Origin of the sequence: Gordonia sp. VNK21 (assembly GCF_046098115.1) — a bacterium.
Lineage (GTDB): Bacteria > Actinomycetota > Actinomycetes > Mycobacteriales > Mycobacteriaceae > Gordonia.
Genome location: NZ_JBJURU010000009.1, coordinates 141,824 through 154,834 on the forward strand (window position 1 = coordinate 141,824; position 13,011 = coordinate 154,834).

General features: G+C 71.6%; 14 protein-coding genes and 1 other RNA gene. 4 read left to right on the forward strand and 11 right to left on the reverse strand.

The features are described 5' to 3' along the window. Positions 1-20: 20 nt before the first annotated feature. From rnpB to cobC, 5 genes are all read right to left on the reverse strand, one after another. Positions 21-431: RNase P RNA component class A (gene rnpB / locus ACJMNC_RS11605), an RNA gene on the reverse strand. Positions 432-462: 31 nt separating this feature from the next. Next, the gene (locus tag ACJMNC_RS11610; protein ID WP_408948110.1) at positions 463-1,128 is read right to left on the reverse strand and encodes a histidine phosphatase family protein; all 666 of its coding nucleotides are present in this window, start codon (positions 1,126-1,128) and stop codon (positions 463-465) included. Beyond that, positions 1,125-1,883 (reverse strand): zinc ribbon domain-containing protein, encoded by a 759-nt coding sequence (locus ACJMNC_RS11615; RefSeq protein WP_408948111.1) that lies wholly within the window; start codon positions 1,881-1,883, stop codon positions 1,125-1,127. Before ACJMNC_RS11615 ends, ACJMNC_RS11610 begins: the two co-directional genes overlap by 4 nt. A gap of 4 nt (positions 1,884-1,887) precedes the next feature. Further along, a complete protein-coding gene (locus ACJMNC_RS11620; protein WP_408948112.1) occupies positions 1,888-3,063 on the reverse strand; it encodes a Nif3-like dinuclear metal center hexameric protein in 1,176 nt (391 codons plus the stop codon). Next, on the reverse strand, positions 3,060-4,238 hold the full coding sequence (gene cobC / locus ACJMNC_RS11625; protein WP_408948113.1) for an Rv2231c family pyridoxal phosphate-dependent protein CobC: 1,179 nt from the start codon (positions 4,236-4,238) through the stop codon (positions 3,060-3,062). The genes ACJMNC_RS11620 and cobC overlap by 4 nt, the downstream gene beginning before the upstream one ends. A 36-nt stretch (positions 4,239-4,274) precedes the next feature. Between cobC and ACJMNC_RS11630 the strand changes: the two genes are divergently transcribed. Genes ACJMNC_RS11630 through ACJMNC_RS11640 form a run of 3 tightly spaced genes read left to right on the forward strand, consistent with a single transcriptional unit; the run spans position 4,275 to position 6,407 of the window. After that, a complete protein-coding gene (locus ACJMNC_RS11630) occupies positions 4,275-4,952 on the forward strand; it encodes an HAD hydrolase-like protein (protein WP_408948181.1) in 678 nt (225 codons plus the stop codon). Beyond that, positions 4,945-5,430, forward strand: coding sequence for a low molecular weight protein-tyrosine-phosphatase (locus ACJMNC_RS11635; RefSeq protein ID WP_408948114.1), 486 nt, complete (start codon positions 4,945-4,947; stop codon positions 5,428-5,430). The genes ACJMNC_RS11630 and ACJMNC_RS11635 overlap by 8 nt, the downstream gene beginning before the upstream one ends. Before the next feature lie 17 nt (positions 5,431-5,447). Beyond that, positions 5,448-6,407, forward strand: coding sequence for an SURF1 family protein (locus ACJMNC_RS11640; RefSeq protein WP_408948115.1), 960 nt, complete (start codon positions 5,448-5,450; stop codon positions 6,405-6,407). Here the strand turns inward: ACJMNC_RS11640 and ACJMNC_RS11645 are convergent. After that, positions 6,395-7,327 (reverse strand): cobalamin biosynthesis protein, encoded by a 933-nt coding sequence (locus ACJMNC_RS11645; protein ID WP_408948116.1) that lies wholly within the window; start codon positions 7,325-7,327, stop codon positions 6,395-6,397. The two genes, ACJMNC_RS11640 and ACJMNC_RS11645, sit on opposite strands and share 13 nt — an antisense overlap. Before the next feature lie 72 nt (positions 7,328-7,399). On the opposite strand from ACJMNC_RS11645, the gene ACJMNC_RS11650 reads away from it, so the two are divergent. Then, positions 7,400-8,203, forward strand: coding sequence for a spermidine synthase (locus tag ACJMNC_RS11650; RefSeq protein WP_408948117.1), 804 nt, complete (start codon positions 7,400-7,402; stop codon positions 8,201-8,203). Positions 8,204-8,216: 13 nt separating this feature from the next. Here the strand turns inward: ACJMNC_RS11650 and ACJMNC_RS11655 are convergent, their stop codons facing one another. The 5 genes from ACJMNC_RS11655 to ACJMNC_RS11675 all read right to left on the reverse strand — a co-directional run. Further along, positions 8,217-9,029, reverse strand: a complete 813-nt coding sequence (locus tag ACJMNC_RS11655) for a maleylpyruvate isomerase family mycothiol-dependent enzyme (RefSeq protein WP_408948118.1) — start codon at positions 9,027-9,029, stop codon at positions 8,217-8,219. Positions 9,030-9,162: 133 nt separating this feature from the next. Continuing rightward, a complete protein-coding gene (locus tag ACJMNC_RS11660) occupies positions 9,163-10,026 on the reverse strand; it encodes an esterase/lipase family protein (protein ID WP_408948119.1) in 864 nt (287 codons plus the stop codon). Between the two features lie 63 nt (positions 10,027-10,089). Next, a complete protein-coding gene (locus ACJMNC_RS11665; RefSeq protein WP_408948120.1) occupies positions 10,090-11,025 on the reverse strand; it encodes a carbamate kinase in 936 nt (311 codons plus the stop codon). 3 nt (positions 11,026-11,028) lie between these two features. Beyond that, the gene (argF, locus tag ACJMNC_RS11670) at positions 11,029-12,042 is read right to left on the reverse strand and encodes an ornithine carbamoyltransferase (protein WP_408948182.1); all 1,014 of its coding nucleotides are present in this window, start codon (positions 12,040-12,042) and stop codon (positions 11,029-11,031) included. 14 nt (positions 12,043-12,056) lie between these two features. Further along, positions 12,057-13,011 (reverse strand): arginine deiminase family protein (locus ACJMNC_RS11675; protein WP_408948121.1); only part of this gene is annotated, 955 nt, incomplete at its 5' end.

A 13,011-nucleotide genomic window follows, 5' to 3' on the forward strand; every position in this document is an offset into this window, starting at 1 on the left:
GCCTTCCTTCGCGGCGGGCGCGAACGAGCCGGCCTGTAAGCCGGATCCTGTCCCGGCCCGTCCGGGCCGGGGGCGGCCATCCATCTGGACACACCGTCACCGGGTGCCTCGAGCGGCCAACCCGCGAGCTCGGACGAGCAGTCCTGATAACACTCGCGCACCTGCACTCGGTGAGTGCAGGCTTCGGCCTTGCTCCGGGTGGGGTTTACCTAGCCGTCGCGGTCACCCGCGACGCTGGTGCGCTCTTACCGCACCGTTTCACCCTTACCCCGCACGAGGCGGGGCGGTCTGTTCTCTGTGGCACTGTCCCGCGGGTCACCCCGGGTTGCCGTTAGCAACCACCCTGCTGCTGTGGAGTCCGGACTTTCCTCGGCTGCCGGCCTGCACGGTGCACCGCGCGGTTCCGTCGCCGCGGCCGCCCGGCCGGCTCGTTCGCACCGTAAACGATAGCCGCTCGGGGGCTCAGAGCGTTTCGAGGTGGCCCGTGTCGTTCACCCGGCGCACCACGGTGCCGCCGTCCGGGTAGTAGTCGGCGGCCGAGAAAGAGGCCAGATCCAGGTGCAGCCGGAACAGCAGCTGCGGGCCCACGTCGAGTGCCTGCTGCAGCAGCGTCTTGATGGGCGTCACATGGCTCACCGCGAGGACCCGCTGTCCGGCGTACTCGGCGACAAGCTCGGCCCGCACCTGAGTCATCCGTTGCGCGACCTGCGCGAAGCTCTCCCCGCCGGGCGGGGCGAGGGACGGATCGCCGAGCCAGTCCCGGTGCAGTCGAGGGTCGCGCTCGGCCGCCTCCCGGAAGGTGAGTCCCTCCCAGGCGCCGAAGTCGGTCTCGATCAGCCCGGGCAGGATCCGGACCGGCAGGCCGAGCGCCTCCCCGGCCGCCTCGGCGGTGACGACGGCCCGCTGCAGCGGGGAGCTGACGATCGCGTCGACCCCACCGGTTGCCGCCAGCCGCCGCGCCGCGGCCGCGGCCTGACTGCGGCCCAGTGCGGTGAGTTCGGGGTCGCCGTGCCCGGAGTAGCGGCGCTGCACCGACAGCGCGGTCTGCCCGTGCCGGAGCAGCAGCACGCTGGTGGGACGCTCCTGCTGCCCCTGCCAGCTGGGCCCGGAGCTGCTCGCCGCGGTCATTCGTCGACGGCCGGCCGGGACAGGCCGGACTGTTCGGTGCGCACCAGGATCGCGCCGCACTCCTCGCAGCGCACCACCTCGTCGTCGGCGGCGGCGGTGATGGCGGCCAGGGTGCGCGGGTCGAGTTCCATCCGGCAGGCGCCGCAGCGCCGCGCCCTCAGCAGGCCGGCACCCACCCGGCCCTGTTCGCGCAGCTTCTCGTACACCGACAGCAGTTCGCCGGGCACCTCACCGGTCACCGCGTCCCTCCGGGACAGCAGGTCGGTGACCTTGTCCTCGAGGGTCGCCGCGGCGGTGCGGCGGGCCTGCTCGAGTTCAGTGCGGCGGTCGTCGATGCCGGCGATCACCGCCTGGGCCCGGTCCAGTTCGGCCCCGGTGGCCTCCTGCTGCTCCATGATCTCGAGCAGTTCGGCTTCGGTGTCGTCGCGGCGCCGGGTGAGGCCGGTCATCTCGTGCTGCAGTTCGGCGAGCGCCTTGTGCCCGAGCCCACCGGAGTCGAGCTGGGCCTGATCGCGGCGGGCGTGTTCGGCCATCCCGGTCAGTTCCTTGTCGAGGCGCTGATATTCGCGGTCGAGGTTGTCCACCGCCACCTGGGCGGCCGCCCGGTCCTCGGCGGCCTGCTGTGCCTGGGTCTCCAACTCGGCGAGCTGTTCGTCCTCGGGCAGCCGGCTCAACTGGTGCCGAGCGCGGGCGATGTCGGCGTCCAGGTCGGCCAGGTCGAGGAGCTGTCGCTGTTCGGCGGGCGCGGCTTTCATCGGATCAGGGCCTCTCGTCGGGGTGGGCGGCGGGGTGCTCGGGCACTCCCGCCGACGGATCGTCGGGAACGGGCGCGAGCGTGAACGGGTCGGTGGGCCGCTGGTAGACGACGGTGCGGCAGCCGGCGCCGGCGAGCACCTCGGCGGCATCGCCGCACCAGGGGAACTCGGTGGCCCAGTGTCCGGCGTCGATGAGCGCCGGGGATCCGGCACGCAGCGATTCGTCGACGACGTGGTGCCGCAGATCCCCGGTCAGGTAGACGTCGGCGCCGGCGGCGGTGGCCGCGCCGATCGCCGAATCGCCCGCACCCCCGCAGACGGCGACGGTCTGCACCACCGTGTCGGGGTCGCCGGCGGCGCGGATCGGCCAGGCGGCCCGCGGCAGCACGGCGGCGGCGTGCTCGGTGAAGGCCCGCAGGGTGGTCGGCCGCGCGAGCCGGCCCACCCGCCCGAGGCCGAGGTCGCTGTCGAGGGCGGCCTGGGTGAAGACGTCGAAGGCGGGCTCCTCGTACGGGTGCGCGAAGCGCAGCGCCTGCAGCACCGCGCCCCGGCGGCCGCGCGGGGCCACCATCTCGAGGCGGGCCTCGTCGATGCGGGTCAGCTCCCCGAGTGCGCCGATCGCGGGCCGGGCGGCGTCGACGGGCAGGAACTGTCCGGTACCCACCACGCTCCACTGGCAGTCGCGGTAGTCGCCGAGTGCGCCGGCGCCGGCGGCGAACATGGCCTCGCTCACCTGGTCGGCGCTGCCCTCGGGCACCATCACCACCCATTTGTCCAGGGCGGCAGCCGGTTCGGGCACCAACGGCACGGTCTCCTCCAGACCCAGAAGCCGGGCCAGCGCGTCGGACACGCCCGGGCGGGCCTTGTCGGCGTTGGTGTGCGCCGAATAGAGCGCGCAACGTGCCCGGATCAGCCGGTGCAGCAGCCGCCCCTTGGGGGTGTCGGCGGCCACCGATTCGACGCCGCGCAGCAGCAGCGGGTGGTGCGCCAGGATCAGTCCGGCACCGGCCTCGATCGCCGCGTCCACCACCTCGTCGGTCACGTCCACGCAGACCAGCACGGTGCCGGCCGGCTCGTCGGGGTCGCCGCAGACCAGGCCGACCGCATCCCACGGTTCGGCCAGGTGCGGCGGATAGGCCGCTTCGAGGGTGTCGATCACCGTGCGCAGGCTCGGAGTCATCGGCTGGTCTTTCCGGTCATGCCACCATCCTGCCCTGTCGGCAGGATCGCGCGCAGCGCGGTCACCAGCTCGTCGACGGCCGGCCGCGGCCGCACCGCCAGCCGGAGGTGATCGTCGGACAGGCCGGTGAAGTTGGCGCAGCTGCGGACCCCGAATCCGTGCGCACGCAGGGCCGCCTTGACGGCGAGCCCGTCGGGCACTTCGATCAGCACGAACGGCGCCTGCGGCGGGGCGCAGGCCGGTACCCCGATCGCCGCGAGTGCGGCGACCAGATACTCGCGGTCCTCGGCGATCTGCGCCGCGGTCTGCGCCACGTACCGCTGCCCGTCGGCGCCGGCGGCCTCGGCCAGCGCGGTCAGCGCCAGGGTGCCCAGCGGCCAGTGCCGGCGGCCCGTCTCGAGCCGGGCGATCAGCTCGGGGGCGGCGAGCAGGTAGCCGGCGCGCAGTCCGGCCAGGCCGAAGGTCTTGGTGATCGACCGGATGACGATCAGATCCGCCGCGCGCTCACCGGCCAGCGACTCCGGTTCGCCGGCCGCAGCACCGGCGTGCGCGCCGCCGAGGGTCAGGTCGGCGAAGGCCTCGTCGACCACCAGGATCCGCCCCGGCCCCGCCAGCGCCGCGACCTGCTCCCGCGGATGCAACACCGAGGTGGGGTTGGTGGGATTGCCGATGATCACCAGATCCGGCCCCGGACCTGCGGCGGAGGGCGCTTCCAGCGCCTTCGTCACCCGCGCGGCCGCCCCGTCGAGCCGCCAGGGCGCGCGGAGCTGCACCCGGACCAGTTCCACCCCGGCGGCGCCGAGCACCCGGGCCGGTTCGGTGAAGGTGGGCTCGAGCAGAACCGCACGCCGCGGCGCCAGCCGGGCCAGCAGCTCAAAGCCCTCGGCGGCTCCGGCCAGCAGCAGCACCTCGTCGGGGCTGCGACCGTGCAGGTCCGCGATCGCCGCCCGGGCGCGCTGTTCGTCGGCCTCGGCGGGATAGCCGGCGAGTGATCCGATCCGGTCGGTCAGCGCGCGCCGGAGAAAGCCCGGCGGCCCGGGCTGGACGTTGACCGCGAAGTCCACCAGTCCGGATTCGGCGTCGGCATCGCCGTGCCGGTCCGGCGACCGCAGCGCGGCGGCGTCCGGATCCGCCTGCCCGGCCCGCGTCGCTGCGCGTACACCCCTGTTCGCCATGGCGTTCGAGCCTACGGGACTATGGGAGTCGTGACCGTGCGCCCCGCCCCGTTCCCCGCCGATCCGGCCGATCCCGGCACCGTCGTGCTGCTGGACCTGGACGGCACCATCACCGACAGCTTCCCCGGCATCTCGGCGTCGTTCGTGCACGCGATGGCCGCGATCGGCGCGCCGGAGCCCTCCGAGGAATTCCTGGCCTCGGTCGCCGGTCCCCCGCTGCTGGATTCGATGGCCGCGTACGGGCTCGGCGAGGAGCAGGCGGCGGCGGCCGTCGCCGCGTATCGGGAGCGCTACGAGCGGGTGGGCTGGCGTGAGAACCGGGTCTTCGACGGCATGGCCGACCTGGTCTCCGACCTCAGTGCGGCGGGGCGCACGCTGGCGGTGGCCACCTCCAAGTTCGAGCCCACCGCCGTCCGGATCCTCGAGCACTTCGGGCTGGCCCGGTTCTTCGCCGCCATCGCCGGGGCCAGCGAGGACGGAACGCGCCGCAGCAAGTCACAAGTGATGCAGCGGGCCCTGACCGTACTAAACTCGCAGCCGGGATCGACTCCTCTGGTCATGGTCGGCGACCGCCGCCATGACGTCGACGGTGCCGCCGCCCTGCGCGTCCCGTCGATCGCCGTCGGCTGGGGATACGCACAGCCGGGCGAAGCCGAACAAGCCACATGGACCGTGTCGACGGTCCGGGAACTGCGCGAGGTACTGGGTGTCTGACAACCGCCGTCCACTGCACGTCTGTTTCGTGTGCACCGGCAACATCTGCCGGTCGCCGATGGCCGAAGCCATCTTCAGCTCCGCCGTCGCCGATGCCGGACTGGGTGACGCGGTGCAGGTCAGCAGCGCCGGCACCGGAGGCTGGCATATCGGCGAGCCCGCCGACAACCGGGCCCGCACCGAGCTGCTGGCGCACGGCTACCCGGACAATCACGTCGCCGCCCAGCTCGGGCCGGACCATCTGTCGGCCGATCTGCTGGTGGCGCTCGATTCCGGTCATGTGCGCGAGCTCGAACGCAAACGGCTCGGCGACCGGGTGCGTCTGCTGCGCAGCTTCGACCCCGACGCCGGCGGCGACGACGTCCCCGACCCGTACTACGGCACCCCGGAGGACTTCGCCGAGGTGCGCGCCCAGATCGAGGCGGCCGTCCCCGGCCTGCTCTCGTGGGTGCACGCCACGCTGGCCGATCGGGACTGAGCAGTATCGTAGTAGCCGTGCAGGTCTTGCGGACGTTTCTCCGGCCCGGATGGGTGCTGGCCACCCTGCTGGTCATCGTCTTCGCGGTCGCCTGCTTTCTGGTGCTGGCCCCCTGGCAGCTGGGTAAGAACGCCGACACCGAGCACCGCAACGACCTGATCCGCAAGGCCGCCGACACCCCGGCGGTCGCGCTCGGCGAGCTGGCCCCGGCCGGCGCCGTCTTCGACACCGGCACCGAGTGGCGGTCGGTGACGATGACCGGCGAGTATCTGGCGGACCATCAGGTGGTGGTCCGGCTCAAGTCGTTCGATTCGCGGCCTGCCGCTGAGATCCTCACCCCGTTCCGGCTCACCGGCAGCGACCGGGTGGTGCTGGTGAACCGGGGCTGGGTCCGCCCCGAGGAGGACGGCTCGGTGGACGTGCCGGTCCCGCCGGCCGGCCCGGTCACCGTCGAGGGCCGGCTGCGCCGCACCGAGGGCACCAGTCCCGGCAAGGAGCCGCGGGAGGCCGACGGCGCACTGTCGGCGTACACCATCGACACCGCCCTGCTCGGCCCGCCGACCGGCCAGCAGTATGAGGGCTTCTACGTGCAGCTCTCGGCACAGCAGCCCGGTTCGCTGGGCGAGATCGAGCTGCCGCAGCTCGAATCGGGTCCGTATCTCTCCTACGGCCTGCAGTGGCTGGCGTTCGGTGTGATGGCCCCGCTCGGGGTGCTCTACTTCATCTGGTCCGAGGTCAAGCACCGCCGCAAGGTCGCCGCGCAGAAAGCCGCCGAGAGCGGCGGCGCACCGCTGCCCGACGAGGAGCTCGCCAACGCGCGCACCATCGAGCGTCAGCGGATCCGCGACGAACTGCGGGAGGCCGGCAGCGACCCCACCGAGGAGCCCCGGCCCGCGTCGCCGATCGGCGACGGGATGGTGCCGGAGGCTCCGTCGGCGGCGGTCAAGGCCAAACTGGCCCAGCGTTACGGGCGCTGACGCCTGGCGGCGGGCCGCAGGCGGCGGCCGCGCCAGGCCACCGCCAGCACCGCCGAGGCCAGCTGCACGCGGCGCGAGAGGCGCACCGCCGCCCGCAGATCCGCGGCCAGCGGGGCCGGGCCGTCGCCGAGCAGCGGCCGGTCCTCGGCGCCGTGCGCGTACACGGTGCGGCCGCCCAGGGAGATGTCCAGCGCGCCGGCGAACGCCGCCTCGACCACCCCGGCGTTCGGGCTGGGGTGGCGCGCGGCGTCGGACCGCACCGCTCGCGCCGCACGCACCGGATGTCCGCTGAGCACTCCGGCCAGCACGGCGGTGAGCCGGGCGGGCACCAGATTCGCCAGGTCGTCAGTGCGCGCGGCCGCCCAGCCGAACTCGCGGTACCGCTCGTTGCGGTAGCCGATCATCGCGTCGAGGGTGTTCACCGCCCGGTAGCCGAGCAGTCCGGCCGGCCCGGCGACCGCGCCGAAGACCAGCGGGGCGACGGTCGCGTCGGAGGTGTTCTCGGCGATCGATTCGACGGCGGCGCGGCAGATCCCGGCCTCGTCGAGCAGGCTCGGGTCCCGGCCCACCAGACTCGGCAGCAGGGCTCGGGCCGCCTCGATGTCGCCGGCATCGAGGGCGTCGGCGATCGAGCCGCCCACCCGGCACAGCGTGGTGCCGCCGAGCGCGGTGAAGGCCGCCGCCGCGGTGCCTGCCGGTCCGGCGCGCCCGGCCACTGCGCCGGCGGCGGCACCGACGGTGATCCACAGCGCGGCGAAGCGGACGCCCGCGGCTCGCCGGGGCCGATACAGCCGCCGCTGTGAGGCGGCGACGGCGCTGCCGAAGAGGGCCACGGGGTGACCGCGGTGGGGATCGCCGAAAGCCAGATCGCCGGCGGTGCCGGCGGCGAGGGCGAGGGCCTGCGCCCGACGTCTGTGCACCCGGCGATGCTAACGGGCGGCGGCGGACGCTGGTGACAGGAGACGGTCCGGCAGCCGATAGCATCGACGGCGATGGCCACCGATCCCCGGCCCGCTGCGGGCACCTTCGAGATCTCCACCGGCACCGCCGAACTCACGCACGACGGCGTCGGCGGCTGGCTGCTGTCGGTCAACGGCGCCCAGTCCAGCCACATCGACCCGTTCGATCCGCAGACCCTCGAGTTCGAATACATGCGGCAGATGGCCGCCGCGATCGAGGATGCGTACCCCGACCCCGAGACCCGGCTGCGGACGCTGCATCTGGGCGCCGCAGCCTGCGCCCTGCCCCGCTATCTGGCACACCGCTATCCGCAGTCGCGCCATGTGGCCGTCGAGATCGACGCTGAGCTCGCCCGGCTGGCCCGCGAATGGTTCGATCTGCCGCGCGCACCGCGGCTGCGGATCCGGGTCGGCGACGCCCGCGAGGTGGTCTCTGCGCTCACCGAGCAGACCCGGGACATGGTGATCCGCGATGCCTTCGCCGAGTCGGTGACCCCGCGCCACCTGATGACCGTCGAGTTCACCGAGGCGGTGCGCCGGGTGCTCGCCCCCGGCGGACTGTACATCGCGAACTGCGGCGACCGCCGTGCTCTGACCTCGGTGCGGGCCGAGGTCGCCACCATCGCCTCGGTGTTCGGATCGGTGGAGCTGATCGCCGATCCGTCGATGTTCAAGGGCCGCCGCTCCGGAAACATCGTGGTGGTGGCCGGCGACGGCGATCTTCCGGAGTCGGCGGCACTGCAGCGGCGGCTGCGTGCCGATCCGGAGCCGGCGCGAATGCTCACCGGCGACGAGGCGGTGGCCTTCGCCCGCAGCGCCGCACCGCTGCGCGACTGAACCGCCGGACCGGTCAGATCGTGTAGTGCAGGCTTCCGACGATCCGCTCGCCGAGGGCGGTGTCGCCGTCGATCCGGACGGCTGCCGGGTCGGCGTCGCGCCGCCCGCCGATCAGCCGGGCGTAGTCGGGCAGCGCCACCTGCAGCCGCACATCCGGTTCGCGGTCGAGGGCCGGGACGGTCTGCGCGCGGTCGGCGACGGTCACATGCACCGCGGCCGGGGCGCAGCCGGTGAACTCGACGGTCACCGCGGTGCCCGCCGGGGCCTGCGCCCGCTTGCCGATCAGGAACGGCAGCGAACTCTCCATCTCACGGCGGGCGACGGTGGCCGGAAGCGGATCCTCCGGGGTGCCGCGGCCGAGGCTGTCGCGCACATCGAGTTCGTGCATCCAGCAGTCGAACACCCGGATCTGCATGAACCGCCCATAGGTGTCCTGCCCGGCGGGCGTGGGTCCTTCGGCGTCCCACTGCGATTCGGTCATCTCGTCGAGCCCGGCGAGCCGCTGTCCGACCACCGTCCGCAGGTCGCCGAGCAGTTCCTCGCGGGGCCGGCCGCGGTAGTGGTCGGCCCACTGCTCGTTGAGTTCGCCGATCGGGTTGCGGACGTGTTCGAGGGCCGAGACGTCCCGGGAGGCCTGGACCTCACGTCCGGTGAGCATCCATTCGGTGCCGGCGATGTGCGCGAAGACGTCGCCGATCGTCCACCCGGGGAGTACCGACTGCTGTGCGAACTGCTCGTCGCTCAGGCCCGAGGCGAGGGCGATGAGCGTGGTCCACTGCGCAGACAGGGCGTCGACGACGGGCTGGCGGGGAACAATCGTGGCCATCGGATCTCCTCGTGCTCGGTGCGGTCGTGATTTCTGTATCGCCGGGTCGGCTGATAGGCCGAACTCTATCCCTGCCCACCGGCCCGCGGGCCCATACTCCCGCAGCCAGAGGCCGAGCGGGGCGCTGCTCGCACTACAGCGGGAAACCCGATGTGCAGCGCACTCCGGCCGTGCGGCCCGACAGGGCGTTCATCACCGTGCCGCCGACCCAGCTGTCGTACGGGAGTCCGATGTGGCCCACCGGATCGTTCGGGCAGTGATCCTGCACCACCACATTGCGCACGTTCGCCCGCCGCGGCAGGAAGCCGTTCTGGTACGGGGTGGCCACTTCGTCGTGCCGGGTCATGATCATCAGGTAGTCGATGTCCGAATGCAGTGGACCCCAGTCGTTCTCACCGGGCGCGCGGGCCGGGAGACGGTCGGTGAGCGAGCCGACCCTGGAGACCCCGGAGTTGGACGGCCCCAGTCCGATCAGAGTGTTCACCTGCGCCGCCCGGCCCGGCAGCTGCGTGAACAGTTGCGCCACGGCGCTGCCCTGAGAGAAGCCGATCAGGTCGATCTGCTCGGCCCCACTGCGTTTCAGGACGGTGTCGACGAATCCGCCCACCTGCTCGGCCGACTGCTCGCGGCTGCCGAGCGCGCCGATCTCCCCGCTCCAGCTCGCCTGCCCGTAGGTGAGGCTGTAGACGCAGTAGCCGCGGTTGGCCAGGGTCGGCGCCAGGTACTGCCACGCCGATATCTGCGTCTGCGCGGTGCCGTGCAGCAGCACCACCGGCCGCTTCTCGCTGCGGCAGCCGCGCACATTGGATCCGGGCGGCGAGGCATCGGCGGGCTGCGTGTCCCCGAGCACCGTGGCCCGCCCGGCGTCCTCGACCACCGGATACGACTCGGCCACCGCCACACCACTGGCGGCCACCGCCGTCGGGCCCGCGACCACCGCAGCGCAGACGAGGACGGCGAGACGACGGGCAACCCGGGCACGTGCAGACGAGTTCATCCCCCGATCATCGCGCATCGTCGCCGGATGCGGCGAGGACATACGGGTATGCCGGCAACCCGCTCAGTAGTAGGTGACCCCGCTGTACTGACGGCTCACCCTGGTACCGGCGGTCCCGTCGAGGATGGCCGCCAGATCGCCCAGCGCACCGATCACGGCTTCACCGTTCAGACTCCGCTCGGCGAACTCGGCGGCCGCCGTCACCTTCGGCCCCATGGAGCCGGCCGGAAAGTGCCCACTGCGCAGGTACTCCGGGCCGGCGGTCTTGATCAGCCGCTGCGCCGGCGTTCCCCAGCCCTCGTAGACCCCCTCGACGTCGGTCGCCAAGACCATCAGTGAGGCGCTGAGCTGATAGGCCAGCAGCGAGGTCGCCAGGTCTTTGTCGATCACCGCCTCGATACCCGTGTAGCTCCGCGCCACCTGATCCCACGCGACCGGCACCCCGCCGCCTCCGACACACACCACCGTGCAACCGCTCTCCACCAGCGCGTCGACGGTGTGGATTCCCGGTACCGCCGACGGAACCGGAGACGGCACCACGCGGCGCCAGTAGTCACCGTCGGGCTTGACCACCCAGCCGCGGTCGGCCGCCAGCTTCTCTGCCGTGTCCTTGTCGAAGACCGGACCGATGAACTTGGTGGGATCCTCGAACGCCGGATCCTTCGGGTCCACTTCGACCAGTGTCACCAGCGTCGCGACCTGCCGCAGCGCAGGCAGCAACTCCCGGAGTTCACGTTCGATCAGGTAGCCGATCATGCCCTCGGTCTGCGCGTCGAGCACGTCGAAGGGTTCGGCGAACTCGGCTCCGGCCTGGGCGGTGAGCGTGGCCAGCATGCCGACCTGGGGACCGTTGCCGTGGGTGATCACCAGGTTCTCCTGCATGGAGATCGGCGCGAGGATCCTCATGGCGCCGCGGACCGCCTCGACCTGGTTCGCCGGGGTCAGCGGTTTCCCGCGCGGCAGCAGGGCGTTCCCGCCGAGCGCAACGACCAGACGCATCGGCTACAACCCCACCTTGAGTCCGAGCGTGGCCGCGACCACGGCCTTGATCGTGTGCCAGCGGTTGCTCGACTGCTCGAACACGATCGACGCATCGCTGGTGAAGACCTCGTCGGTCACCTCCAGGGCCGAGAGCCCGGTGTGCTCGTAGATCTGCTCCCCGACGGTGGTGTTGCGATCGTGAAAGGCCGGCAGACAGTGCATGAACTTGGCATCGGGGTTCCCGGTCGCCTCCATGACCGCAGCGTTGACCTGATACGGCAGCAGCAGCTCGATCCGCTGATCCCACAGGTCCTTCGACTCCCCCATCGACAGCCAGACGTCGGTGTACACGAAGTCGACGCCGCGCACACCGTCGTCGACGTCCTCGGTGTGGGTCAGGGTGCCTCCTGTGCCGGCGTTGATCGCGTCGGCCGCGTCGATCACCCTCTGCGGGGTCCACCGCGACTTCGGGCCGACGATCCGCACGTCCATACCGCACATCGCACCGGCGACGACCAGCGAGTTGGCCACGTTGTCCTCGGTGTCGCCCAGATAGGCGAAGGAGATGGCGTTCCTCGGCTTGGCGGAGTGCTCCTGCATGGTGAGCATGTCGCACAACGATTGCGTCGGATGCCACTCGTCGGAGAGCCCGTTCCAGACCGGTACGTCGGCGGCATCGGCGAGTTCGGTCATCGAGGCCTGCGAGAAGCCCCGGTACTCGATGCCGTTGAACATGCCCGACAGCACATGGCCGGTGTCGGAGATCGACTCCTTGTGGCCGAGCTGCGAACCGGCCGGGTCCATGTACACGTGGCCCAGGCCCAGATCGTATGCCGCCCGTTCGAAGGCGCACCGGGTCCGGGTGGAGGTCTTCTCGAAGACGAGTGCGATCGCCTTCCCAGTCGCCCGAATGGGCTCGTCTCCGGCGGCATGGAGCTTCTTCAGCTCCGCGGAGTAGTCGATCAGCGCCGTGTACTCCTCGACCGTGAAATCCAGTTCCTTCAGGAAGTCCCGTCCGGCCAGAGTCGGGATCACATCCTTGTAGCTGCTCACGATGCGACCGCCTCACGGTCGATCGGGCAGGACATGCAGCGCGGCCCGCCGCGGCCACGGCCCAGCTCCCCGCCGTCGAGCCCGACCACCTCTATTCCCTGATCGGCGAGGTACTTGTTGGTGGTCACATTGCGCTGGTATCCCACGATCACTCCGGGCTTGACCGCCAGGAAGTTGTTCCCGTCGTCCCACTGCTCGCGGGAGGCCTCCAGACGGTCGACCGGAGCCCGCAGGACGCGCAGGTTGTTCACGCCCAGAGCGTCGGCGACCACGGGGAAGAGTTCCTTGTTCTCGACCACCGTGTAGGCCCCCGAGTCGCCGGCCGCGGTGAGGGTGAAAGACCGCAGGACCTCGGGCAGGTACGGATAGACGCTGAACGCATCGCGATCGATCTGCGTCATCGCGGTGTCCAGGTGCATGAAGGCGCGGGTCTTGGGAAGTTCGACGACGATGATCTTGTCCACGACGCCCGCACGGAACAGCCGCTCGGCCAGAACCTCCAGCCCCTGCGGCGATGTCCGCTCGCCCATGCCGATCATGACGTGACGGTTGCCGAGCACGTGGATGTCGCCGCCCTCCACCGTGGCCTTGCTGTGGTCGGCCGAGTCGTTGCCGTAATAGAACTGGAAGTCCGCGTCGCGGAACAGCGGGTGGAAGTTGTAGATCAGGCGCGAGTTGATCGTCTCGCGCCGTCGCGCCGGCTTGGCCATCGGACTCACCGAGACGCCGCCGTAGATCCAGGCCGAGTTGTCCCGCTGGAAGAGGTGATTCGGCAACGGGCTGAGCAGGAAGTCGTCGGGCCCGAGGTAGTCGAGCAGCAGGCTGTCCACACCCTCGAGGTAGGGCATCGCCTCGCGTTTGAGGAGCCCGCCGATCATCCGCCCTGCCAGCTGGCGGGAGTCGTGCGAGTCGAGCAGCCGCGAGAGCGGTCCTTCCAGCGCGGCACCGAAC

Coding starts and splice junctions, on each gene's coding strand:
- ACJMNC_RS11615 (WP_408948111.1), bottom strand. CDS start 1,883: ATGAAAGCCGCGCCCGCCGAACAGCGACAGCTCCTCGACCTGGCCGAC.
- ACJMNC_RS11620 (WP_408948112.1), bottom strand. CDS start 3,063: ATGACTCCGAGCCTGCGCACGGTGATCGACACCCTCGAAGCGGCCTAT.
- ACJMNC_RS11610 (WP_408948110.1), bottom strand. CDS start 1,128: ATGACCGCGGCGAGCAGCTCCGGGCCCAGCTGGCAGGGGCAGCAGGAG.
- ACJMNC_RS11655 (WP_408948118.1), bottom strand. CDS start 9,029: ATGGCCACGATTGTTCCCCGCCAGCCCGTCGTCGACGCCCTGTCTGCG.
- ACJMNC_RS11660 (WP_408948119.1), bottom strand. CDS start 10,026: ATGAACTCGTCTGCACGTGCCCGGGTTGCCCGTCGTCTCGCCGTCCTC.
- cobC (WP_408948113.1), bottom strand. CDS start 4,238: ATGGCGAACAGGGGTGTACGCGCAGCGACGCGGGCCGGGCAGGCGGAT.
- ACJMNC_RS11665 (WP_408948120.1), bottom strand. CDS start 11,025: ATGCGTCTGGTCGTTGCGCTCGGCGGGAACGCCCTGCTGCCGCGCGGG.
- ACJMNC_RS11650 (WP_408948117.1), top strand. CDS start 7,400: ATGGCCACCGATCCCCGGCCCGCTGCGGGCACCTTCGAGATCTCCACC.